The sequence below is a fragment of the Agrobacterium sp. CG674 genome (assembly GCF_053521645.1).
On sequence record NZ_JBNWDZ010000002.1, the window covers coordinates 291,745 to 316,271 of the forward strand.

General features: G+C 57.1%; 20 protein-coding genes, 1 tRNA gene and 1 pseudogene. 8 read left to right on the forward strand and 14 right to left on the reverse strand.

What is annotated here, in order from left to right; all coding sequences use genetic code 11:
- Positions 1–21: 21 nt before the first annotated feature.
- The 5 genes from ACQZ51_RS06575 (at position 22) to ACQZ51_RS06595 (ending at position 5,054) form a co-directional block, all read left to right on the forward strand.
- Positions 22–1,086 carry a Tim44 domain-containing protein gene (locus ACQZ51_RS06575; protein ID WP_448776101.1) on the forward strand — a complete coding sequence of 355 codons (1,065 nt, stop codon included), beginning with the start codon at positions 22–24 and terminating at the stop codon, positions 1,084–1,086.
- 370 nt (positions 1,087–1,456) lie between these two features.
- Positions 1,457–2,644 (forward strand): OpgC family protein, encoded by a 1,188-nt coding sequence (locus ACQZ51_RS06580; RefSeq protein ID WP_448776102.1) that lies wholly within the window; start codon positions 1,457–1,459, stop codon positions 2,642–2,644.
- Between the two features lie 198 nt (positions 2,645–2,842).
- A complete protein-coding gene (mnmA, locus tag ACQZ51_RS06585) occupies positions 2,843–4,039 on the forward strand; it encodes a tRNA 2-thiouridine(34) synthase MnmA (protein ID WP_192064413.1) in 1,197 nt (398 codons plus the stop codon).
- 136 nt (positions 4,040–4,175) lie between these two features.
- Positions 4,176–4,252: transfer RNA gene (locus ACQZ51_RS06590), tRNA-Met, on the forward strand.
- 160 nt (positions 4,253–4,412) lie between these two features.
- Entirely contained in the window at positions 4,413–5,054 is a 642-nt protein-coding gene (locus ACQZ51_RS06595) for a hypothetical protein (protein ID WP_448776103.1), read from the forward strand.
- A gap of 26 nt (positions 5,055–5,080) precedes the next feature.
- Here the strand turns inward: ACQZ51_RS06595 and ACQZ51_RS06600 are convergent, their stop codons facing one another.
- The 9 genes and pseudogenes from ACQZ51_RS06600 to ACQZ51_RS06640 form a co-directional block, all read right to left on the reverse strand.
- Positions 5,081–5,350 carry a hypothetical protein gene (locus tag ACQZ51_RS06600; protein WP_448776653.1) on the reverse strand — a complete coding sequence of 90 codons (270 nt, stop codon included), beginning with the start codon at positions 5,348–5,350 and terminating at the stop codon, positions 5,081–5,083.
- A 94-nt stretch (positions 5,351–5,444) separates the two neighbouring features.
- Positions 5,445–5,690 carry a dehydrogenase gene (locus ACQZ51_RS06605; protein WP_448776104.1) on the reverse strand — a complete coding sequence of 82 codons (246 nt, stop codon included), beginning with the start codon at positions 5,688–5,690 and terminating at the stop codon, positions 5,445–5,447.
- A gap of 199 nt (positions 5,691–5,889) precedes the next feature.
- Positions 5,890–8,151: a glycosyltransferase gene (locus ACQZ51_RS06610; protein WP_448776105.1), complete on the reverse strand. Its 2,262-nt coding sequence runs from the start codon at positions 8,149–8,151 to the stop codon at positions 5,890–5,892.
- Positions 8,148–11,390, reverse strand: coding sequence for a glycosyltransferase (locus ACQZ51_RS06615; RefSeq protein WP_448776608.1), 3,243 nt, complete (start codon positions 11,388–11,390; stop codon positions 8,148–8,150). The genes ACQZ51_RS06610 and ACQZ51_RS06615 overlap by 4 nt, the downstream gene beginning before the upstream one ends.
- Positions 11,391–11,458: 68 nt before the next feature.
- Positions 11,459–12,517: pseudogene (locus ACQZ51_RS06620) on the reverse strand (glycosyltransferase); the annotation flags it as partial.
- Between the two features lie 144 nt (positions 12,518–12,661).
- Complete coding sequence (locus ACQZ51_RS06625; protein ID WP_448776106.1) at positions 12,662–13,867, reverse strand: glycosyltransferase; 1,206 nt, start codon at positions 13,865–13,867, stop codon at positions 12,662–12,664.
- A 67-nt stretch (positions 13,868–13,934) separates the two neighbouring features.
- A complete protein-coding gene (katE, locus tag ACQZ51_RS06630) occupies positions 13,935–16,085 on the reverse strand; it encodes a catalase (protein WP_448776107.1) in 2,151 nt (716 codons plus the stop codon).
- A 99-nt stretch (positions 16,086–16,184) separates the two neighbouring features.
- Complete coding sequence (locus ACQZ51_RS06635; RefSeq protein WP_042617494.1) at positions 16,185–16,790, reverse strand: general stress protein; 606 nt, start codon at positions 16,788–16,790, stop codon at positions 16,185–16,187.
- A gap of 63 nt (positions 16,791–16,853) precedes the next feature.
- Complete coding sequence (locus ACQZ51_RS06640) at positions 16,854–17,219, reverse strand: PepSY domain-containing protein (RefSeq protein WP_448776108.1); 366 nt, start codon at positions 17,217–17,219, stop codon at positions 16,854–16,856.
- A gap of 250 nt (positions 17,220–17,469) precedes the next feature.
- Between ACQZ51_RS06640 and ku (ACQZ51_RS06645) the strand changes: the two genes are divergently transcribed.
- Complete coding sequence (gene ku, locus ACQZ51_RS06645) at positions 17,470–18,261, forward strand: non-homologous end joining protein Ku (protein ID WP_448776109.1); 792 nt, start codon at positions 17,470–17,472, stop codon at positions 18,259–18,261.
- A 33-nt stretch (positions 18,262–18,294) separates the two neighbouring features.
- Here ku (ACQZ51_RS06645) and ku (ACQZ51_RS06650) read toward each other — a convergent pair whose 3' ends face one another.
- A complete protein-coding gene (ku, locus tag ACQZ51_RS06650) occupies positions 18,295–19,116 on the reverse strand; it encodes a non-homologous end joining protein Ku (RefSeq protein WP_448776110.1) in 822 nt (273 codons plus the stop codon).
- Positions 19,113–19,373 carry a hypothetical protein gene (locus tag ACQZ51_RS06655; protein WP_448776111.1) on the reverse strand — a complete coding sequence of 87 codons (261 nt, stop codon included), beginning with the start codon at positions 19,371–19,373 and terminating at the stop codon, positions 19,113–19,115. Before ACQZ51_RS06655 ends, ku (ACQZ51_RS06650) begins: the two co-directional genes overlap by 4 nt.
- 254 nt (positions 19,374–19,627) lie before the next feature.
- Here ACQZ51_RS06655 and ACQZ51_RS06660 point away from each other — a divergent pair, with 254 nt between their 5' ends.
- Together ACQZ51_RS06660 and ACQZ51_RS06665 are read left to right on the forward strand one after the other, a co-directional pair.
- Positions 19,628–21,091: a sensor histidine kinase gene (locus tag ACQZ51_RS06660; RefSeq protein ID WP_448776112.1), complete on the forward strand. Its 1,464-nt coding sequence runs from the start codon at positions 19,628–19,630 to the stop codon at positions 21,089–21,091.
- A 3-nt stretch (positions 21,092–21,094) separates the two neighbouring features.
- Positions 21,095–21,460: a response regulator gene (locus tag ACQZ51_RS06665; protein WP_448776113.1), complete on the forward strand. Its 366-nt coding sequence runs from the start codon at positions 21,095–21,097 to the stop codon at positions 21,458–21,460.
- A gap of 473 nt (positions 21,461–21,933) precedes the next feature.
- Here ACQZ51_RS06665 and dps read toward each other — a convergent pair whose 3' ends face one another.
- The 3 genes from dps to ACQZ51_RS06680 form a co-directional block, all read right to left on the reverse strand.
- Complete coding sequence (dps, locus tag ACQZ51_RS06670) at positions 21,934–22,440, reverse strand: DNA starvation/stationary phase protection protein Dps (RefSeq protein ID WP_448776114.1); 507 nt, start codon at positions 22,438–22,440, stop codon at positions 21,934–21,936.
- Positions 22,441–22,543: 103 nt separating this feature from the next.
- Positions 22,544–22,807 (reverse strand): hypothetical protein, encoded by a 264-nt coding sequence (locus tag ACQZ51_RS06675; RefSeq protein WP_448776115.1) that lies wholly within the window; start codon positions 22,805–22,807, stop codon positions 22,544–22,546.
- Between the two features lie 124 nt (positions 22,808–22,931).
- Complete coding sequence (locus ACQZ51_RS06680; RefSeq protein ID WP_448776116.1) at positions 22,932–24,449, reverse strand: tripartite tricarboxylate transporter permease; 1,518 nt, start codon at positions 24,447–24,449, stop codon at positions 22,932–22,934.
- Positions 24,450–24,527 lie beyond the last annotated feature (78 nt).

The following is a 24,527-nucleotide window of genomic DNA, read 5'->3' on the forward strand; positions in this document are numbered from 1 at the left end:
GCGGTGCAACAGGAGAAGATGATGTTTGCTGCCATTAGGCGCTTTAGGGGTTTGTTTGCGGTTGCGGCACTGGGAATTGCCGTATCGTTCATTGCTGTCGATATGGCTGAGGCAAGACGCGCCAGCGGCGGGTTCGGCAGCCGCGGCACACGCACCTTTTCCGCGCCACCGACAACAAACACTGCGCCGGGCCAGTCTGCACCGATTAACCGTAGCATGACGCCGAACACCAACCAGGCGACACAGCCGGGCGCAGCCCAGCCAGCCCGCCCGAACGCACAGGCGGCTCCGCAGAGCCGTGGTATGTTTGGTGGCATGATGGGTGGCCTCATGGGCGGTTTGCTGATGGGTGGCCTCTTCGGCATGCTCATGGGCGGCGGCTTCGGCGGTATGGCCGGTTTCTTCGGTCTTTTGATCCAGGGTCTTCTGATTGGCGGCCTTGTCATGCTCGCCATGCGCTTCTTCAAGTCTCGTCGTCAGGGCCAGCCAGCTTTTGGCGGCGCTGGCAACAACTCCGCACGCAACGATTATTCTGCACCGCAGAATAACCAGAGCGGGCTCGGTGGCTTCAAGATCCCGCAGATGGGTTCGAAGGCTGGCGCAGCTGCGGGCGTGGCGACAGCCGCGGCTGCTGCACCGAAAGCTGTGCCGCATGAAAATGCTGCATCGCAGGGTGACGAAATTGGTGTGACCCAGGAAGATCTGGAAACATTCCAGCAGACACTTCAGAATGTGCAGTCTGCTTACGCGGCCGAAGACTACGGCACGCTTCGCAAGCTGACCACACCAGAAGCCATGTCCTATCTGGCAGAGGAATTGAGCGACAACGCAACCAGCGGCGTGAAGAACGATGTGCGCGATGTGACGCTGTTGCAGGGTGATGTTGCAGAGGCCTGGCACGAAGAGGGCAAGGATTTTGCGACCGTCGCCATGCGCTATTCCGCCATCGACGTGATGCGTGACCGAAACACTGGCAAGATCGTTCAGGGCAACGAGCATGAGCCCGAAGAATCGACCGAGTTGTGGACATTTGTTCGCTCGGGCAAGGCCGAGTGGCAGGTTGCCGCGATCCAGGAAGCTGCCTGACACTGTTAAAATATACTGACAATGATTATGGCCGGTGCGGGCATCTCCCACACCGGCCATATTTTTTGCAAATGCCTTACAGGGCAGGGAATGTAGCGCCTTGAGCGCCAAGCCATTGATTCTGCTTGCCGCAGTTCTTCCACGCAATGGCCTTTTTCCATTCATCCAGCGTTCAGTCAGGGGCCGTTAACCAGACCGGGACACAGCAATGTGACACGGACGCGGACAGCAAACCGCCATTTTGGGCGGAACCGTAGCTTTGAAGCCGCGTTCTCGATCCAGGTTTGGATGGTGCCCCAAGAACCATCCTGTCATTCGGATCAGGCGACCTTGGCTCAAAAGGTTCCTGCGAGTATGGAGAGCAATCACGATGAAACGCTTCGACCTGATCGACGGAATGCGCGGTTATTTCCTCGTTTTCATGCTTATCAACCACCTCGTCTTTGCTGGCGGTCTGTGGCTGATGGAGATCAACCATAGGCAGCTGGCCTTCGTTGAGGATGCTCAGGGATTCGTGTTCCTGTCTGGCCTGCTGATTGGCATGGTATATGCGCGCAAGATGATGAAATACGGCTATGAAGCCGGTCGTGACATGATCTGGAGCCGGGCACTGGAGCTGTACAAATACGCGATGGGTCTCGTGATCGTCGTGCTGTTTGCGCGCATGGTCATCCCGCACGCGCCCTATATCTGGTACAATTGGCTGGGCATGACCTCGTTTGACGATCCGCTTCGTCTGGCTGCGATTGCGACCTTCCTGTTCCAGCCCACCTTCATGGACATTCTGCCGCAGTACATCGTCTACATGGTGTTTGCGCCGTTGCTTGTAAAGCTGTGCCTGGATGGGAAATGGGCCTATGTCGTTGCCGGTTCGCTTCTGGTGTGGATGGCTGGCCAGCTTGGCTTGCAGCAACTCTTTACCGCCCCTGTGAATGAGCTTGTAAAGGGAGCTGACGAGCAGGGCATCCGCGTCAGCTTCAACCTGTTTGGCTGGCAGCTGGTGTTCTACTCCGCGCTGGTGATGGGTGCCATGACAGCGCAGAACAAGATTGCATGGACGAAGATCTTCTCGCCACAGCGCAGCTGGATTGCCAAGGCCGCACTGCTGGTCTGCCTGTTCTTCGTTCCGCTGCGCATTGCGACTGCCTGGAACCTGATGCCGGAATTCATGCTCGGCAAGTTCTCCACCATGGAGATCCGTGCCGACTTCGGCCCTGTCTATCTCATCAACTTCCTGGCTGTGGCCGTGGGTCTTACATGGTTGCTGATTGCGGGCCCAAAGCACCATAATGCACTGGTGCAGAAAGCCGCTGCTGCGGTCATCTGGGTTCTGTCGTTGAAGTTCCTGCAGCTTCTGGGTCGCCACTCCCTGCAGGTCTATGTCTGGCACGTCGCGATTGTCTACGGCATCTACTATCTGGATGGCCGCACCGCCGAACTGACGCAGATCGAAAAGACCGTTATCGCGCTGGTGGGTGTCGCGATGCTGGCACTTCCGGCCCTTTGGCGGGAACGCGACAAGTGGATCGGCAGTGGCCAGAAAACGGCCGGCGCCTGAGCCAACCAATCGAGGTCTTGATGCGGGGAGGGCGGCAATGTCGCCCTCTACTTGCGTGTTTGCTCAATTCTTTCTATATGCAGGCGTGAAAAATCTGGATGTTGAGCGGTGACGGGTCATGTTACCTGTCTTGGCCACGCCAGATACGACAGGCGGCGGGGCCTTGAACCCCGGTATGACTGACGATTGGAAAAACACGTGAACACGCTCGACTTTGATAAGAAGCCGGAAGACACCCGTATTGTTGTCGCCATGTCCGGTGGTGTCGACTCCTCTGTGGTGGCAGGCATTCTCAAGCGCGAGGGCTATGATGTCCTCGGCATTACGCTTCAGCTATACGACCATGGAGCCGCCGTTCACAGGGCAGGTTCCTGTTGCGCAGGGCAGGATATCGACGATGCCCGCCGTGTGTGCGAAACGCTCGGCATTCCGCATTATGTGCTCGATTACGAAGCGCGTTTCCGCGAGACCGTCATCAACCCCTTCGCCGAAGCCTATGCTATGGGTGAAACGCCTGTGCCCTGCGTTGCCTGCAACCAGACGGTCAAGTTCGCCGATCTCCTGGCAACAGCGCAGGAACTGGGCGCGGATGCGCTGGCGACCGGACATTACATCCGCTCACGCTTGAACCCGGTGCCAGGCCAGCCCAACCGGCGGGCTCTTTATCGCCCCATTGATAGCGATCGGGACCAGAGCTGGTTCCTGTTTGCCACCACGCAGGCACAGATTGATTATCTGCGCTTTCCGCTGGGAGGCCTTTCCAAGGCTGAAACGCGCGAGCTGGCCGAAGAGATGGGCCTTGTCGTTGCCAAGAAGGCAGACAGCCAGGACATCTGTTTTGTGCCGCAGGGCAAATACACCGAGATCATCAACAAGCTGAAGCCGAATGCCGCGCTGGTGGGCGATATCGTTCATCTCGATGGCCGCGTGCTGGGCAGCCATGACGGCATCGTGCATTATACGATTGGCCAGCGGCGCGGCATTGGCGTTGCCACTGGCGAGCCGCTCTATGTCGTTTATCTCGACGCGCGCAGCCGCCGTGTTATCGTCGGCCCGCGTGAGGCGCTGGAAACGCACCGCGTGTATCTGCGGGACATGAACTGGCTTGGCGACAACCCATTGCTGGACGATGCCAGAGAAGGCTTCTCCTGCTTCGCCAAGGTTCGCTCCACGCGCCCACCAAGCGAGGCTGTGCTGCATGCGGATGAGCGGGGCATCTATGTCGATCTCGCCATTGGTGAGGCGGGTGTGGCCCCAGGGCAGGCCTGCGTTCTCTACTCAGCCCCCGGTGCCGACGCCCGCGTCTATGGCGGCGGCTTCATCGAGCGGTCGGAACGTTCGCCCGAGGCTGAAGCATCGCTCAAGGCGCTGCTTCAGAACCAGGTTGCAGCCTGACAGCAGCATGGGTTCAAGCGACAGTGTGGAAAGCAGAATTTTTGCGCATCTTACGCTTGACACTAACGGGAGCGGCACCTTATAAGCCGCTCATCCTGATGGACAAGCCAGTTACAAAACTGTCACGTCCCTCTGTGGCGGGGTAGCTCAGGTGGTTAGAGCAGCGGAATCATAATCCGCGTGTCGGGGGTTCAAGTCCCTCTCCCGCTACCACTTTTCTCAACGATGTATATATTTTGATGTTGTTGCTAAATTGAATGCGACGCGACTTCTGTCGCGTCGTGTTGCAAACCAATACCCAATATCTACAGCGGCTTCAGAGAGACCTTGGATAGGCCGCGCGGCCTAGCTCGTTTGCAACATGGGGTTCGAATTGAATAATGAGATTTCCGAATTCCTAATCCAAACGTTTACGCCAGAGCGACTGGGGCTGGCTGTAACCGCATTACTCGGTACTCTGGCGGGCGGGTTCACAACATTTTTCGTTCAAACACGCTTGAAAAAGCGTGAGCAAGCCGCTGCACTGAAGGACAGGCTTCGCATATTCGCTTTGATTTCCGTTCGGATTGTCGCGGATATGGATAATGTGCTCAACTTGATAGAGTATTATCGCAGCACAAACTCGCCTGAATACGAGCTGTGGAAGGTCGTCCACACCATTGACGTTCTCCCGGGTTTCAAGCCTGACTTAAGCCAGCTCGAATCTCTCATATCGCTAGGTTCTAGTAACCTTGTGACAGTCGCTATGCACCTTTACTCGGAATATTCGTCGCTGTTTGCCACGATTGATCGATATAATGGCTTGAGGAAAGCACTTATTGCATCCCAGAGAAAGCCCGATGCAGACGAGGTGGAGGTAGATGCGCTGAAAAAGAACATGATCATTCATCTTAATTTCATAGTCGAGACAGCGTCATTGGTCAGAGATGAATCACGTCAGGTGCAACATTTGCTCTATGTGGGGTCACAACGTCACTTTGGGAGTGGTGAGTTTCTCAAGCTTAAAGATGACTAGTATTGTTTGGAGGACAGAGGGCTGCGTCAATACGACAAGTTGTTGATGCAGCAGCTCTGATGTAGATTTTGCATACGACAGATGATGTCGCGAAATAATTTGAAAGTATTCAGACGATGGATTCGAGTTGGGTTGATTGGTTTCCCATAGTGCTCTTGCCACTCAAGCTTCTCGTCCTTGGCATAGGCATGTTCTATGCCATCAAGTGGCACCATGATCAGGCGAAGAAAGACAATGAAAACAACGGTAAGTGAGCCAAAGCGGAATGATGGCTCCCACCATGGCGCAGCTGGCATTCGGCACCCTCCTCCCGCGCAAGACTATAGAACCGTCCTTCATCCATTCTGGACACACCGCCACCCCAAGATTTTCCATGAGCGGCTGACGCTGCTATGAGGCAGCTTTTTCGCATCGTCCTTCGCCAGAGACATTCACTTCATCGATCTCTCTGGTCTCACTGGGAAACCACCCTCGCGTAAATCCGTGGCCCATGGCGGCGGCGGCTAGGGCGAGTTGGTGGCGCAGATGCTTGATGTCATCCAGCAGCGTCTTGATGGCTTCGCGCTCATCCCCGTCATGCCAGACGATGATGTGTTCGACCGGGTCAGCTTCCGGCGTTTCAAATTGTGGGCGCATGTTCTCGATCTCCATGTTTCAGAGCCTTCTTGCCGCAATGTTTTTCGGAAAGCACGCGCCCCCGTGCCAGCTATGTTCTTATTATGTTCTCATTGCTAATGGAGTCAAGGCAGTTGAGATGATTTTTGTGGAGCGAGATTGAGCGGTCGTGTCACTCAGGGTGTGGCACGACCTGTGGCGGGGGTGGAGCTTTGAGCGCCTATTCCGCAGCACTGCATGATGGTGGGGCAAGATAATGGAGCGCCTGTGCCAAGGGTGCGTGGGCGGTGCGCTTTCCATCCTCAAAGGTGGTTTCCAGCAAGCCGTTTTCGCAAGCGCGGTCGTCATCCCAGCCGGGGTGGTTGAGGATGGGATATAGACATATTCCCTCAATGGGCACGCCTTTTTCCATGGCGGCGGTCGCTTCTTGGTGGATGTAGGAGATCCAGCTTGCACGCCTGTCACCCTCAATGCCGGTTTCGGCGATGAAGATGGGTTTGCCGTAGCGGGCGTAGGTATCCACCAAAATGGTTCTGAAGGGTTTGTAGAGTGGGTGGTCCATATCGATGGGTGGGCCGCCGTGGATCCACTGGTTGTTGTGGTAATAGTTGACCCCGACAATATCCAGATATTTGTCCGCACCGCCGATTTGGGGCCACATGCGCCCGGAGAGTATATCCCAGCCCTGAAACTGCGATTGGCGGTGGCCTTCCGCCACAGGCCGCTCCCACGGGCGGGAGGGATCGGTGATGACATTGATGACGGGATCGCAATGCACGAAGCGCGCTCTTGGCTCCACGGCCAGAATCGCATCCATGGCGGCGATGGAAGCTCTGGCCAGTTGCACTTTCAACTCGAAGCCACGGCCACGGGCAAAGGGGTTGAGATAGGCCGCATCTCCGCCACCCCATGAGAAGAACGAAATCTCATTGACGGGTGAGTAAAAGGGGATCGTGTCCGTCTGCTCCTTCACCACCCTTGCTGCGGCTGCGGCAAATTGAGCAAAGCGGTTGACGAAATCCGGCGACCAGATGTCGATGTCATCAGGCCAGCCATAGTGCAGCAAATCCCAGATGACCTGCGTGCGGGTGTCGCTGGCGGCTTTCAGCATCGGCGTGAAGCTCGACCAATCGTAATGCCCTGATATTTTTTCGATCAGGTGCCAGCGCAGGCCATCCCGCACTGTTGAGATCGCGTAGGAGGCCAGTTGCTGGTAATCGGCTGCTGCGTGGAGGTCATGTCCGGTGGCGGCGATGACATCAAGACGCTTGCCTTCGACTTGCCCATCGCGCGTGCGAAGGCGATGGGTGGAGCATTCAAAGCCACCTTGCAGGAAGGACTGGAACAAGCCGGTAGGGCCTGCGGCGTTGCGCTCCTTCATGACGTCGCTGATCAACCGCTCCCACTGAGGCACAACGGTTCGTGCGCTATAGGTGGTTTCCACCTTGTGACGCAGTGCCTGACCCAGCGCTGCTCGCAAACTGCCGGATGCGGCAAGCTTCAGGATTTCGCCCGCGACAGCTAAAGGGGCATTGTAAGGCACGAAGATGCCGGAAACGCCGTCTTCGATCTGCTGCATGGCGCCATTGTCAGGCGTTGCGATGACCGGCAGACCCGCTGCACCGGCTTCTGCGATGACATGGGGCATGCCTTCGCCTCTTGAGAGCCAGACGAAGATATCGAGCGCAGACAAAAGCGCGGGAATATCCTTCCGGTCCCCCAGAAAGCTGAGGATGCCGGTGAGGTGTCGCTCTTGGGCGAGCCTCTTCAAGTGCTCGGCATAGTCGGGCATGAAGGCATCTGGTCCGCCAATGACGACAAATCGCAAAGCGGGGTTGCTGGCATAGGCCAGAGCTGCCGCCTCTATGAAATCCTCGACGTTTTTCTTTGGGTCGAGCCTTCCGACCCAGCCCACCAGAACCGTTTGGTCATTGACGCCGAGAGAGGCGCGCAGGGTGGCGCGCTGGCTGCTATCGAATTCGGTGAGGTCCACCATGGACGGTATCTCGACCACATCCGTCTCGCGCCCCGGCATTACCGATTGTGCGGCATCACAAATGGAGCGGCAGACGCCGACATAGCGGCTGGTAAGATGCTTCGGGCCTGCCAGTGCTTCGGAGATGAGGCCGCCATGCTCGATGAGCGGCGGTCGCCAGTGCATGCGCTCCAGTGCCGGATAGATATCAGCCACGTTCTGGCAGGAGACAACCACGTCATAGCCGACGATCTTGGTTGCCAGATATCCAACAGTATCCTCAAACGACATGTCATAGGGCGTGGTGTCCACATCAACGCCGAGCGCACGCAGCTGCTCATGCGTCTGGCCGGGCATATTGGGCTTGTGGAAACAGGCAACCACATCAAGCCGGTAACGGCTGCGGTCGAGGGTGCGGGCAAGCAGCCGCACCTCGGTTTCCTCGCCGCCTACCACCAGCCACGCAAAGACGAAGAGAATCCGGATAGGGGGTTGCTGCGCTATCATTCGTTGACCTTGAACACGATCTGCAGGAACTCGGGACGGGTGTTGACCAGGTCTGCCAAGAAGGCTGGCCCATCCTGAAGAGGCACGATGTGGGTGATCATCTGCTCGCGGATGATCGTGCCGTGGCTTTCCAGCAGATTGACCGTTTCATGGGCCAGCCGGCGTCTGTCCCAATGGCCGGAGAGGCCGCGTGGCACCCGGTTGATCTGTGCACAGCGGATATTGAGGCCATTGTGGTGGAATTCCTCACCCAGCCGCAGGCGGTCTGCACCGCCCTGATAGAAGGCGAGATCGATGACCGTACCCTGCGGGCGCAAGGCTTTCAGCGCAACGTGAAGGCTTTGGGCATGGGCGCGGGTCTGGAACACCAGATCGGCACCGCGATCGCTGCCGCCATTGTGCCAGCGCGCCTTGGCATGTTGCCATGCCTCGTCCTCCGTCATGGCCATCAGCCCCATAGCCTGCGCTTTTTCGCGGCGGAACGGCGATGGATCGGCAATGATGACGCCGAGCGCGCCTGCCTTTTGCGCAAACAGCGCCGTCATCAGGCCAACGGTGCCCGCACCGATGATGATGACATGACGCCCGGCAATGCCAGCGCCGAAGGACGGCACGTTGTTTCCAAGCATATCTGCATCGGCATGAAGAATGCCGTTGGCTGCGATTGGGCCCATTTGCGCGGCGAAGACGCCGAGGATGGGATCGATATGGGCGGGTAGTGGTATCATCACATCATGGAATGGATCAGCGGTGTGGCCGCTTTTGTGGCCGTAGGTTCCGGCAACGACATCCCCCGGCTGGAAACCGCCGGTGCGTGCCTCAGAAACGCGCGCCACCTCCATGTAACCCAGGAATGGCACGGGATAACGAAGATCAGCCTCGTTTTCGATGAAGACGCCCCGGCCTGCATCGAACCGCGAGTGGAAATAGGGATTGGTGTTCTTCATGAAGGTCAGCTCGGTGCCTGCCGAAAAGCCGGTATAGAGCGTGTCGAGGCGGACCTGACCATCGCCGGGCGGGCCTTCTTCATAGTCGAACAGGTAGGCTCTGCCCGGTGCTTCAATGCCCAGCGACGTGATCATGCGGTGGCCGGGACGAAGGCCCTGCGGCTCTTCTACCCGAGGGGGATGGTAGAGCGGTGCAAGCGGATTGCGGCTGACTGGCGAAGGCTCGAAGGTAACCGCTTCGCCGCTGCGGGCCGATGTTGCGACCGCAAGTGCCACACGGTGGGTGACCAGCGCATCCTGATATGTGCACCTGATGTGGTTTTCCTTGCCGCTGATCGCATCGATGAAATCCCGGTCTTCGCGCCAGACGGGATCGCCCTCCGCATGGCGGACCGGACGCCCGGCACCGACATCAACCATGATGTCGTGATCGGTGAGTTCGATCGCGAGGCGGTCTGCGAAGATATTGAGGCCGACCTTGTGGTTCCATCCCAAAAGGCAGGTGGAGGCTATGTTGCCGATAACGCCGGACTGGAATGTCAGGCTGGCGGTCGTCACCGCGGGCACATCAAGGCCGGGGAAATCCGGCCGGTCCTTGAAGCCAGCGCGGCCATAGACATCGGTCACTTCGCCCACGAGATAGCGGGCAAGATCGATGATGTGCGTTGCCTGCTCCACCATCTGGCCGCCGGAGCCTTCGTTCTTCCACCACCATTGGGGGGGTGGGGTTTGGTCCAGCCAGTAGCCGGATAGAAGCTGTGCCGGGTTTTCGGCGAGACGATTGCGCGCCTCTTCGACAGTATCGAGATAACGCCAGTGGTAACCGACGCCGGTGATGAGATTTGCGACTTCGACGGCTGCACTCAGCTCTTCGGCAAGCGCGAGATCCAGCGTGATCGGTTTCTCCACGAAGAAGGGAATGCCCCGGCTGATCAGATCCCGTTCGGCATCGCCATGGGCAAAGGGTGGAATGCAGATGTAAACGGCGTCCAGCTTTTCCGCATCCAGCATGGCGCGGTGATTATCGAAAGCGCGGGCGCCGAAGCGGGAGGCGGCCTGGCTTGCGCGGTCAAAATCTGGATCGGCGAAGGCGACCAGCGCCACGTCCTCGAACCCAGCCAGAATATCCAGATGTCGGTTCGCGATGCCGCCGACGCCAATGAAGCCGATGCGTGCCTTGTTCATGCAGATATGTCCTTGTGTCTTATGTGTGCGGCGGGAAAGAACGTGGCGGTAGACGTCCGCCGTTTCGCTCGCCATGCGTTGTGCTGAAAATTCGGTTTTGAACCGCTCGGAGCCAGCTTGTCCCACGGCCTTTGCCCTGTCGGCATCGCCCAGCGCGTCGATTAAGACAGCCGCCAGCGATGCGGGATTTGCAGGCTCTGCCAGATAGGGATGTTCTGGCCCCAGGGCTTCGATATTGCCGCCAATGTTGGTCGCGACCACGGGAAGCCCGATGGACATCGCCTCCAGAACCGCCAGCGGCAGGCCCTCGAATTTGGATGGCAGAACGAAGAGATCTGCCTGAGACATCAGGTCTGCGATATCGGTGCGGTGGCCCGCAAACAGCACATGCTGGTTGAGATGGAGGTCATCGACCAGCGTTTCGATTGCCGCCAGTTCTTCGCCACGGCCTACCAGAATGAGCAGCGTGGATGGGAAGGCGGCAATGACCGATGGCAAAGCCTTGATCAGGGTTGCGTGGTCTTTCTGCGCGGAAAAACGGGCAACCGTGATCAGGACTTTTCTGCCGTCGAGCTTGTCTGCCATATCGGGTGCGCTGTCGGCTGCGGGATCCAGGGCGAAAACGCCGTTGCGCACGACGGTCAGATGATCGGGGGATACACCATTGGCTTCGAAGCTGAGCCTTGATGCCTGCGAGACTACGATGCGATGCGCAAGCGCTTCACAGGCCTGAGCATATTCGGTTTTCTGCTGCTCATCGGTGAGGAGATAGGGCAGGTGTTCGGTGCGGATCACGGGAATATCCTGCGTCATTCCCGCCTTAGCGATACCATGACCCTCCCAGCCGATGCCTGCATGGACGTGAAGAAGGCTGACGCCTGATGTTGCCAGCCATTGCGAGAACTCGTCATGATCGTCAAATGTCTTGATGCCGAGGCCATGGCGGGCGGCCTTGGCGGTCAATCCATCTGCTGCGTTTGATGAGGCGGCGATCGTTACATCCCAGCGATCGTCCAGCGCACGGCCAAGGGTTAGCATATGCTCGCCCATGCCGGATGGGTCGAGACTGTCTGTTGCCAGAACGACCCGACAGCGATCTTTGCTCATCATCTATTGAGTGCCATGGCGCCGGTGCGCGAGACAGCAGAGGGATGATTGGGAATGCGTGGGGAAGCCGGTAAAGCCGTGTAAGTGTGGCTGAGGACGGCCTTACCCACCAGTGCCCTCATATCGTGAAATGTTCGGTCCCATGATGAGCCTTCCAGCATGGCATCGACGGGGCCAAGCCACTCATCGCCCGTCTTCTTCAGCGCAATGGCAGCGTCGCAGGCTTTGGCGAATGCATGGGCGTCAGCGGCGATGAAGACGCCATCGACGCTGCTATAGTGGCGGATGACATCGGTAATCGGCGTGCTGACAACAGGGCGGCCTGCTGCCAGATATTCCGGTGTCTTGGTCGGGCTGATGAATTGCGTGGAGCTGTTCAGCGCAAAGGGCATAAGCGCTGCGTCCCAGCCCGCGAGATATGCGGGAAGTTCGCGGTAATCCTTCTGGCCGAGATAGTGAATATTGCCAGCGCGGGGCAGGTCATCCGGCGCAATCTTGGCAACGGGACCGATGATGACGAATGAGAGCTGCGGTCTAGCTTTTGCCACGGCCTTGATCAGTTCCAGATCGAGACGCTCATCGATCACGCCATAATAGCCCACCTTTGGACCGGGAATGGAGAGCTGGTCTGCGGGCTCCTGACGATCCTTGCGGGCAGAATTGAAGTGCGCAACTTCCACGCCTGAGGGGAAGGGGTGAATATTGGAGTGCTGGTGGCGCTTTGCTTCGTAAAGGCTGTATCCGCCGGTAAAGACCACATCGGCGCGCGCAATCAGCGCGGCTTCCATTTCCTTCATGCCGTGGGGCGCGAATTTAAAGTTGGCCAGTTCGTCCATGCAATCATAGATCACCGCAGAAGCGTCGACGTGGCGGGCGAAGCCGAACATGGTGGGTGTGTAAAACCACAGGATCGGACGCGCCGCACCATACATTGCCAGGAGATCGTCCAGCAGCCGGGAAAGGGCCCGCTCGCGATCTGCCTCGCTCCACCAATGGGGGATGCGCGGGCGGACAGATTTGACCGTCGTGCCTTCGAAGGGGTGGATTTCCAGATAGGCGAGATGGTGATCTGTGGGTATAAATTCTTCGAAGAAGAAAACCGCTCTTTCGTTGGCAAAGCGCCCCATCAGATGCTGCGGTCGCTGCAGCACGAAATCCCACCGTAAATGCGAAAAGCAGATGAGCGGCGTATTCCGCTCAGTCATGGCATGAATGGGTGAGGAAATCGGACTGGAGAGGTTCATTGGCGCATCCGCGTTTGAGTGACGTACTCAAACCGGGATGAATGACCTTTGTTCCTGCCTATTTAAAACTTTCGAATGTTCTGAAATGCCTATCAGTTTTCGGAGTTTTTCGACCGAATGCTGCCATGTCCAGTTGTCTATGACCACTTGGCGAGGGTCTAGATCTGGCGCCATTTCAAGCATTGTGCGGATGCCCTCATGGAACTGCGCGGCAGAGGCGACCCTGCCGGTTTGCGGCGTGATATATTGCAGGCCACAGCGTAGTTCGCTGTTAGCAAGCACAGGTAACCCGGCCAGCATATATTCCGTCAAAATGGCTGGCGCGCCGTCATCGACGCCGCAGACCACACCGATTTTCGCGAGGTTCATCAATCTGTTGACCTCGGAAAAGGCGACGCCCGGCGGGCCGATGAAATCGACATTGATCTCAAGATTGGCTGCGTAGCGGCGGAGGTCTTCACTAAGTTCACCATAGCCGAAAACACACAGGGCTTTGATGGATTTGGGTAGTTTTGCCAAAGCCTCAAAGAGAATGTCATGGCGCTTGTAGCTCTGAGCGGCTGCGACATAGATGACATCGTAGGGCTTGGGTCCGGCTATCGGGTGAAAGAGATTTGGCGAAGCGAATTCAGGACCGATGGGCAGGATGGCGGTTTTGACATCAGGGTGGAGAGCGTTGATCTCACGCGATTGCCATTCGGCGCCGGTCAGAATGAGATGGAAGTGCCTGCTGACGGCGGGTGGGATGCGCAGGGCCGGGGCATCGATGGAATTATATATTTTATAGCTCGTTCGGCAGGCATCGAGGATCTCTTCTGACACTCCCAGTCCCCAGACGCAGAGAATGTCCGGTGCGCCGAATGTATTTATATGTGCGAGCATGTCGTTGGAACTGAAAGGCGCTTGCGGACCATTCATCTGGAATGCGCGGCGAATGACGAGAGGCGCTTGCGATTCGTCGGGCTCCGGCGGGCAATCGTCGCGCCAATGCGTCCAGACCTCCACGACATCCACCAGCCCGGCTTTGACGCAGGCGAGTGGCAAGCGTTCGATATAGCCGCCTTCAACCCTGAAATCGGGGATAACTTCGGATCGGGATACGGGTTCTCCGCGCTCTCCGCTGCGCCATTGCTTCTCGAAATATTCAATGGATGGGATGGTGTCGGGGAAGGGGCCGCCGGCCTGATAGTCGCTGATCACGACGAGGCGTCTGGGCGTCGGTTTCTGTATCATTGCAATTATCCGGCTTAGGCACTGATGGTTTAAAAGCGCGGCACCGGAATGCCGCGCTTCTCAGAGATTATTTCTTAGGTGGCGGTGATGCTTTACCAAGCTTGACCGATGGCTCGCGGCCCCAGACACGCAGGTCGCCGAGCTTCGAGACGAAGTCAGCAGGATCTTCATCATCCGGCAGAGCTATCACGCCTTCATCGATTGCATCCGCAATGCCAGCCTTTTGCAGCAAGGGTGTTGCGGAGCTGACATAGCCGATGAACTTGCAGTGCTGGAAAGCATCCGCCACGAAGTCACGGGCTGTTGCCTCATCCACAAGGTCTTCGATGCCTTCAGGTGATGTGAGAAGCGCTACGGCATCAAACAGCACCGATGGGCCACCATCGATCATGTGATGGGCCTTGATCCAGCTGCCATCGGATGCCTTCACGCCGCCGACCTTCGGGGCAATCAGCTCGAAGACGGCCTTTGCGTCCGTAACGGCCGTGGTCAGGGCTTTCAGCATGCCAGCATCGACGCCATCGGTGATCAAGATGCCGAGCTTGCGGCCTTCGAAACGCTTCGGGCCGTTTTCAACGATGCTGAGCGCGGGCGATGGCTCAAGGTCCTGCCGCGTTGGCATCGCCGCATCGGCTGGCTTCGGCATCGACTGGAAGCCGAGCTTTTGCGCAACCGTTGTCGCCAGCGTCTCATCGATGTTGAGCAAATGCGCGACCATTCGTTCGCGGATTGCCGGAATTTCCACCTTGCTCAGTTCGAATGTCAGCGCGGACGCGATATGGCGCTGCTCGGCACCCGTCTGGCTGATGTAGAACTGGCGCGCCTGGCTGTAGTGATCCGCAAAGCTTTCAGGGCGCAGGCGCGCCTTGGTGCCCTGTTCTTCTGCCGGGAAGTGACGGTATCCCGATGTCGGCGATTCCCGTGGGCCTTCGCCATGGGAGTTGGGCTGATAATTCGCACGCCCAACCGGATTGCGCATGGCCATGTGGCCATCCTGCTGGAAGTGCGCGAAAGGACATTTCGGCGCATTGATCGGCAGGTGCGTGAAGTTGGGGCCGCCGAGACGCTTCAGCTGCGTATCGAGGTAGGAGAAGTTACGGCCCTGCAGAAGTGGGTCATTGCTAAAATCGATGCCTGGCGGCACGTTCTGCGTCATGAATGCGACCTGCTCGGTTTCCGCAAAGAAATTGTCCGGCATACGGTCCAGCACCATACGGCCGATGGCTTGTGGTGGCAGGATTTCTTCCGGGATGATCTTGGTCGGATCCAGCACATCGAAATCGAAGCTATCGGCAAATTCCTGGTCAAACAGTTGAACCTGTAACTCCCATTCGGGGAAGTCGCCGGACTTTATGGAATTCCAGAGATCGCGACGGTGGAAATCCGGGTCGGCACCGTTGATCTTGACCGCTTCATTCCATGCGACGGACTGGAGACCCAGTTTCGGCTTCCAGTGGAACTTGACGAAGGTGGACACACCCTCAGCATTGACCAAACGGAAGGTGTGAACGCCGAAACCTTCCATGAAGCGCAACGAGCGCGGAATGGTGCGGTCTGACATGGTCCACATGATCATGTTCATGCTTTCAGGTGTCAGGCTGATGAAATCCCAGAAATTGTCATGGGCGGTCTGCGCCTGCGGGAACGCGCGGTCCGGCTCCTGCTTGGCGGCGTGGATGAGGTCTGGAAACTTGATGGCATCCTGAATGAAGAAGACCGGAATGTTGTTTCCGACCAGATCCCAGTTGCCTTCTTTTGTGTAAAGCTTGACGGCGAAGCCGCGCACGTCACGCGCCAAGTCCGCTGAACCCTTGTTGCCAGCGACAGTGGAGAAGCGAACGAAGACCGGTGTCTTTTCGCCCTTGCGCTGGAAAATGTCAGCCTTGGTATATTTCGCAAGGGATTCATAGGTTTCGAAATAGCCATGGGCACCATAGCCGCGCGCATGCACGACGCGTTCTGGAATGCGTTCATGGTCGAAATGGAACATTTTTTCCCGGTAATGGAAGTCATCCATCACCAACGGGCCGCGGGCACCGATGCGCAGCGAGTTCTGATCGTCTGAGACAGGCCCGCCCTGGGCGGTTGTCAGCACGGGCGTATCGCCCTCGGCAAACTGATGGAGTTCTCCACCTTGTCCACGGTGCATTTTCTGGTCGTGAATGGTCACGACGTCTGTATCGGGATGCGCGTTCGGAGTAGCGGGCTTTTTCGCCATGATGGAATTCCTCATGAGTGTAGATTGAATTGCGGCACCGCAACCCAGACGTAGAAAAGGCCGCCCAAGCGGGGCGGCCTCTCGCATTTTCAGAGACGCTTACATGCCGGGGCGGTTGTAGCGCATGCGCTCTTTTTCGATCTGGTCGGCATCATATGGGTCAAGCGTATCGTCGAATTTCTGCCAGCCCTGTTCGTTGTAGGCTGTGCGACGGTCTGCTGGATCAACCCAGTTGGAGCGCTTCAGAACGGCTTCAGCTTCTGGCGCCATTGCGTCATCTACCTTGGCGGTGACGATGGTGCCGCCACGACGTACGCCTTCAGCGTAAACATGCGCATCATCTTCAGAAACGCCGGAGTCCGTCAGCGCGCCAACGATGCCGCCAGTTGCGCCACCTGCAACAGCGCCAGCAACGGCACCTGCTGCTGTGGCTGCAAGCCAGCCTGCAGCTACAACTGGGCCGACGCCTGGGATAGCCATGATGCCAAGGCCGGTCAGAAGACCGCCAGCGCCGCCAACGACGGCACCGATGCCAGCACCCGTGCCAGCGCCTTCGGCAGCATTCGACTCGTCGGTGTCGTGGCGGTTATTCGCATTGTTGGATACGATGCTGATATCATCAGAAGGAACGCCAGCGGCTTCCAGCTCGGTCACTGCTGCGCGGGCATCGGCGTGATCATCGAATAGTCCGGTAATTGTTTTCATAATTTAGTCCTCATAATTTGATTGGCGTCGCTAAAGTCTCGGAGGTTGCTAGAACCTCGAACGTTACTTGGCGACGACGTTGCCCTGGTAATCCATGGAGATCATGACGGCCTTGCCATCCTTCATTCCGCCTGCCATCCAGATGCCCTTGTCGTCCTTCTTCAGGTCCTTGACATCGGTGTAGCCAGCTTCCTGAATGCGGGTCTTGGCCTGTTCTTCAGTGAAGCTGTTCGCGCCTTCGACAGGGGCGGTTGGGTTGGCAGTTTCCGGCGTTGCAACGGCTGGCGTATCACCATCAGTGCTTGGCGCTGGAGCCGTTGTGGTTGGAGCAGGCGTTGCAGGTGCCGTAGTAGCAGGTGCAGATGTCTGGGCAGCAGCCGACAACGCAGTGGCGCTCAGCAGCGCCGCTGCAAGAATAAACTTTTTCATGGTGTTTTCCTCTCATGCGGGCGGTTTGTCACAGCTCCGTGGTGAGGTAACCGACGGTGCGATCATTCGTTCCATATTAGTAAAATTAAATGGAGCAAAAGGCCCGTTTGTGCCGACACCATCATGGGTGTCTGGAAGTCGTTTGATGCAGCGTTGTTTCCTGATTGCATGTCTCACTGCGCCTAGGAGCAACGATGTTGGGCTTTCCTAGTTATGGCTATGGCGCTTGATAAACGGGAGTTTGAAATCCATGCCACAACACGCTTTTTGGAAAGGACATCTTAGGCTTTCGCTGGTCACGGCAGCCGTTTCCCTGACGCCTGCGACGACCGAGAGCGGTAAGGTGCGGTTTCACATTCTCAACCGCAAAACCGGCAACCGGGTGGAAAGCCACTATGCCGACAGCACCACCCATAAGAAGGTGACGGACAAGAACCAGGTCAAGGGCTTCCCCAAGGAAGATGGCAGCTTCGTTTTGCTGGAAGATGACGAGATTGACGCCGTTGGGCTGGAAAGCACCAAGACCATCGATATCCAGACCTTTGTGCCAGCGGGGTCCATCGACTGGATCTGGTGCGATCGCCCGCATTTTCTCAAGCCCGAAGACAAGATTGGCGCGGAGGCTTTCGGCGTTATTCGCGATGCGATGAAGGCCAACAACGTCGCGGGTATAGCGCGGCTGGTCATCTATCGGCGTGAGCATGCGGTTTTGCTGGAGCCATCGGGAAAGGGCATTATTTTATGGACGCTGCATTACGCCAATGAGGTGCGCGAAACCATGGACACTCTTGATCCGAAGATGAAACTTGATCCAGAGCTTGTGTCGATCCTGGAAAAAAAGATCGAAAAAAACACGGTGGCGTGGAAGCCATCCATTGCGCAGGATACTGTGCAGAAGAAGATCAAGACGCTGCTGAAGTCGAAGGAAAAGACATCCGGCGCGCGCAAGGCAAAGTCCGCGCCAGCCAAGAAGACCGGCGGCAATGTCATCAACATTATGGATGCGCTGAAAAAGAGCCTCGCTAAGGAAAAGCGAGGCTGAGGTGTCTTGAGATAGAGGCGGGTGGCGTTTTGGTCAGCCCGCCTTTTTGGCTCTTGTCTTTGCGGCGGGCTTGTCGTCCTTTCCTCCAGCTGCGCTGCGGCGCAACGCTTCCTTCAGGTCCACAACATTGTCGCGCTTTTCCTCGACAGGCTTCTTGATGGCGCGCCCCTCGATCTTGGCTTTCACCAGTTCGGCAAGCGCATCATTATACCGGTCGGAATAGGCCGAGGGGTCGAATTTTCCCGCCCGCTTCTTGATGATGTGGCCAGCCAGTTCCAGCATTTCCTCGTCAAAATCCTGATCCGGCACGGATTTGAACGTCGCCGTTTGGGAGCGGACCTCATAGTCGAAATTAAGGGTGGTCGCGATCAAGGCCTTGCCATGGGGCCTGATGATGAGGTTGCGGTTGCGGCGAAAAAGCACGGCCTCGCCAACTGCCACCACCTTCTGGCGCTGCATCGCTTGCGCCAAAAGGCTTAACGCGTCCTCTCCATCTTCATCCGATGCGGTCAGAAAATAGGGGCGGTCGAAGTAGAGCTTGTCTATCTCGTCGATTGCGATGAATTTCTGGATAGCAATCACCTTGTTGCTATCCGGCATGATCTGCGCGATCTCATCTCCTTCCACAATGATGTAGTCGCCATTGTCGAGTTCGAAGCCACGCACCTGATCTTCTTTTTCAACGGGCTCTCCACTGTCGCTATCGACATATTGGCGCTCGACGCGGTTGCCGGTCTTGCGGTTGACGATGTTGAACGAGATTTTTTCCGTCGACGTAATCGCCGAGTACAATCCGACTTCGCAGGTGAAGTCGTCAAACTTGATCTGACCGCGCCAGCTTGCCCGCCTTGTCATGATGCCGCACCTTCCGCGCTGAGCCTCAGATGTGTCACAGCCCGGTTGGCGGCGCGCATGTCATCGGCTGTGACGACCGGAATCGGATCGGACGCCATGGCTTCCAGCACTTCCGGCGAAAGTCCGCCGTTGCGCATCACCCATTCCATCGCCTCGCGGGTCTCTCTTTCGGCGCGCAACTGTGCGTGCAGCGCCAGTATCAGGCGGTCTTTCGGATCAAAGCGTTGCTGGTGTGGCTTTCGCTGAACTATGGACATGAACCGTTCCTCGCAAATTATTTACTGCGTTCCTCGCTTCTCTAACGTCAGCATCTGTTGGTCGTTCCATGCTGCGGCTCGACCTATGGTTTTTCTGGCTGATCGTGATAGATTGTCGGGGAAGCGGTTGTGTCACACCAATCGCATACAGTCTGATCGGATCTGCCCGTTTGTCCGGTCCGCAATTTATCACGGAACAAAACTGGACGAAATTTGTTAGCGCCTCTGGCGATATCGAGACATGCGGGGTTGGTTTGAATTTTGTAGGGGGTGGCGAATGCGGAGACCTGTTCCGTAGCTTCGATTGGGAAGAATGCGCTCTTGGCGTTCCCGATGCGTGGCCGGTCGAGTTGCAGACGCTTGTCAACGTCATGCTGGGTTCCCTGCAGCCCATGCTGATCGTCTGGGGACCGAAGCAGATCACCATTTACAACGATGGTTACGCTGCCATGTGCGGCAATCGCCATCCTGCGGGCTTCGGGCATCCGTTTCGCGACCTCTGGTTTGACATATGGGATGCCGTTGACCCCATCATCTCCGCTGCCTATGCCGGTCAGGGCACATCGATGGATGACATCGAATTCGTGATGCATCGAAAAGGGTATCCCGAAGAAACGCATTTTTCCTTCTCCTACACCCCGGTGCGAGACCAGGCGGGTGTGGTGCTTGGAATGTTCTGCGCCTGTGCGGAAATCACCAACGAAATCATGATCCGCCGTGAACAGAAGAGCATGCAGGAGAAGCTCCTTCAGATTTTCGAGATGTCTCCTGCTGGTATCGCGACATTGAGCGGGCCAAACCATATCTTCGAATTCGCCAATGAAGAGTACTATTCGATGATCGGCGTCGGGCGCGACATCATTGGACGTTCGGTTGCGGATGCCGTTTCGGAAGTGGTCGACCAAGGCTTCATCGATCTGCTGGATACTGTCTATAAAACTGGTGAACCATTTGCTGCACGCGCAAGACCAATAGAGCTTAATCGCGGGCCGGATGGTGAAAAACAGAACCGCATGATCGACTTTGTGTATCAGGCGATGCGATCTTCATCCGGAGAGATAACCGGCATTCTTGTGCAGGCACAGGATGTGACGGAAAAATTGGCCGAGCAAAAGCACAGGGAACTGATTTCCCATGAACTTGGCCATCGCCTCAAGAACCAGCTTGCCATGGTTCAAGCCATTGCATCACAGACACTCCGCTCTGCCGGCGATCTGAATGTTGCTCGTAAAACGTTGTCGGCACGGATTGGTGTTTTGAGCGCTGCCCATGACACGGTCATACAGGGTGGCCTCGGCACGTCCCAGGTTCATAAACTCGTCAACCAGTTGCTTGAGGTCCATGATGATCCGGCGATGACGCGCTTTACGGTCTCTGGGCCAGTCTTACGTGTCGGCTCACGTCCATCGCTCTCACTGTCGCTCATCATGCATGAGCTTGCGACCAATGCCATCAAGTACGGTGCTCTCTCGGTGCCGGAAGGCATGGTGGATATTCGGTGGCAGATTGCTGGCGAGATGAAGGACCGATTTGAACTGTCATGGACGGAAAGCGGTGGCCCGGCCGTTGTCACGCCGCAGCGTGTGGGTTCAGGGTCGCGCCTCATCAAGGCGGGCATTGCTGGCGCTGCCGATACCCTTGTGGAGATTGTCTATGATCCGGCAGGCGTACGCTGCGTTATCTCTGCGGAGCTTACCAGTTTTCAGCAGGAGCATTGAATAGTGACATCATGTCTCCTCATAGTTGAAGATGACGGGCTGATCCGCCTTGATCTCGTGGATATGGTCACCGATCTCGGATTCGCTACCCTCGAAGCACCGACGGCGGATCGGGCGCTTCAGATGCTCGAAGCCAGCACCTCAATTCATGCAATCTTGACCGATATCGACATGCCGGGGTCTATTAACGGGCTTGGGCTGGCAAATGTGGCGCACCGTCGCTGGCCCGATATCAAGGTGATCGTCATCTCTGGACGGTATAATCCTGCTGAAGGCGTGTTGCCGCCCGGTGCCGTGTTCCTGACCAAGCCGGTATCGCCCGAGCACCTCGAAAAAGCCTTGTCGGATATCGGCCTTTTGCCTCTCTAGTCTGCTGCGAGAGCAACATTCTTACAGGCAAGCAACGCGCATAATGCAGCGTCAGGTCCAAGGAAATAATCGTTGATATTTCGTTAATATCTGATTCGACAGCGGATGCGATCAGGTGTAAAAGATAGGCGTCCCTGCAGTATAAAGCCGATAAAACGCATCTTTGGGAGGATGGGCCTTGTCGTACCTTGCATTTCAACGGGTAGGCACGCAACTATCGCCTCAGCAGGTTAGCGATCTGCAAACTATATTTGATGGCGTATGTTTCGAATGCCTGGAAGACAGAAGCAGTCATGTTGCCAATGAATGTGCAGCAGTTCTGATCAGAAGCGCCCAACGCGGCATTCTGGACCACGAGATGTTGCGCGATATTGGCAAAGCGGTCTTGCGCCGCCACTGAAGGATTATCAAGCATATAGTGGAAGCGCCCGGTTGGTTCCCGGGCGCTTTTTTATTGCTTTAAAGCTGACCGATCAGGCTTTTTCCTGAACGTGTGCTTCCAGGAACCAGAGTGCCTTGTCCAGATCACGCGAGGCGGCAGTGAAGATATCTGCAGTGTTGGCGTCTCCAGCATCATCCGCTTCATCAATCGACTTGCGAATGAGATTTGCGACGTCGCCATAACGCTCGATGAGTTCATCGAGGTGGTCCTGAATCTTGTAGATATCGGTTGGGTAGGACTTCAGCTTTGACGTGGATGTCACGGCCTGGACGCTGCCGAGTGCTGTGCCACCAAGCTGAACGGCGCGTTCGGCGATGGTGTCGCTGTGCTTGTCCAACTGCGCGCGGAATGTGTCCAGCAACTCGTGGACTGCGATGAATTGGGGACCTTTAAGGTTCCAGTGCGCCTGCTTGGTGACAAGGGACAGATCAATAACGGATGCCAGCGACTCGTTCAGCAGACCGATGACAGTGGCCTTGGCGTTGGACGGTAAATCGTTTCTTGTCTTATGGGTTCTCATTTTTCTCTCCTGAAACATCAATCAAGGGTGTTTTTGAAACATGCAGGAAAGCAACGAGTTAGCCCGACAGTCGTTCCATCGGTCTTTATGATGTTTGACCGGAACCGATGGTCAGACCGCTCTATCTGTCCGAGGGCAGATCGCTCATGATTTCGCGGTTCAGGAGAATGAGAGATCTATCTGGTGCGATCCGGTAGGTCTCGTAGGCGCGGCGTCCATCCGACATCATGAAGTCATGGTTCACGGTGCTGCCAATGGGTGATTTGGTGAGTTTCGTGGCTGGTTGTCCACCATAGATGATGCTGCCGGGAATAGGTTCGACACCTGATGTGGCGGTGGTGCAGGAGGTGAGTGCGGCGACGCACAGGAGCGCAAGTCTCTTCATGGGTGTTCCTCGTCTCGGGATCATTTCGTTCTGTCCTAACACAGATGCGCCCTTTGCGTTCCTCGCATAAAAAAGCCCCGCATACTTTCGAATGCGGGGCAGGGACCTTGGGAGGGTCGCTTTATCAGTCTTCGTTGGCCGCCAGCTGCGACAGCACCTGACCACGACCACGCATGCGCATGATGAGCGGGATCAGGAACGCAGCCGCTGCAACGGCAAACAGCCCAACGGCAATCCATGAGGTGAACAGCACCGAAGGATCACCCTGGCCGATGGCCAGCGCGCGGCGCAACTGCTGTTCAGCCAATGGTCCGAGGATGAGACCGACGACCGCAGGTGCAATCGGATAGCCGAAAATGCGCATCACGTATCCGAGGATACCGAAAGCAAGCAGCATACCGAGTTCAAACACCGACGGGTTTGCACCAATCGTGCCGAGCGTCGCAAACAGCAGGATACCTGCATAGAGCCAGGGCTTCGGAATGGTCAGCAGCCTTACCCACAGGCCAATCAGCGGCAGGTTAAGAACCAGCAGCATGACGTTGGCGATGAACAGGCTGGCAATCAGACCCCAGACGAGCTGCGGATTGGTTGCAAAGAGCAACGGACCAGGCTGAAGGCCGAACTGCTGGAAACCGGCCAGCATGATGGCAGCCGTTGCGGTTGTCGGCAGGCCGAGCGTCAGCAATGGCACGAGCGTACCAGCAGCCGATGCGTTGTTGGCAGCCTCCGGACCGGCAACGCCTTCAATAGCGCCATGGCCGAATTCTTCTGGGTGCTTGGAGAGCTTCTTTTCTGTCGCATAGGACAGGAAGGTTCCGATTTCAGCGCCACCTGCTGGCATGGCGCCAATCGGGAAGCCGATCAGCGTGCCGCGTAGCCAGGCCTTCCAAGAACGCGACCAGTCCTGCGCCGTCATCCAGATAGAACCCTTCACGGCTTCAACCTTGTCAGGCCCGCCCTGACCCTGAGCGACGATGAAGAGCGTTTCGCCGATAGCAAACATGGCGACGGCAAGCGTCGTGACTTCGATGCCATCCAGCAGGTCAGGCACGCCAAAGCTCATGCGCGTCTGGCCGGTGAGCTGGTCGATGCCGACAATGGCCAGCGCAAAGCCGATGAACAGGGATGTGAGACCGCGCAGAGCCGAATCACCGAAAGCTGAGGACACGGTGACGAAGGCAAGCACCATCAGCGCAAAATACTCGCGTGGCCCGAACACCAGCGCCAGTTTGACGATGTAAGGTGCGACGAATGCCAGTGCGACGGTTGCGATGAGACCCGCCACGAAGGAGCCAATGGCCGCTGTCGCGAGAGCCGGTCCGCCGCGACCCGCCCGCGCCATCTTGTTACCTTCCAGCGCGGTTACGATGGAGGCACTTTCGCCGGGTGTGTTCAGCAGGATGGAGGTTGTCGAGCCGCCATACATGCCGCCATAATAAATACCGGCGAACATGATGAGCGATCCGGCGGGATCCAGCTGGTAAGTGACAGGCAAAAGCAGCGCCACAGTCAAGGCAGGGCCAATGCCGGGCAGAACGCCGACCGCCGTACCCAGCGTAACGCCGATCAGCGCATAGACCAGGTTCATGGGTTGCGCTGCAATCGCAAGGCCTTGCAGCAAGAAGTCAAAAGTACTCATGGACAGTTGTCCCCCTGTCGGGTGAAGCCGCAGCTTACGCTTGAAACGCGTTCGCGGTGCCTCATGTCTTGTTGTGAT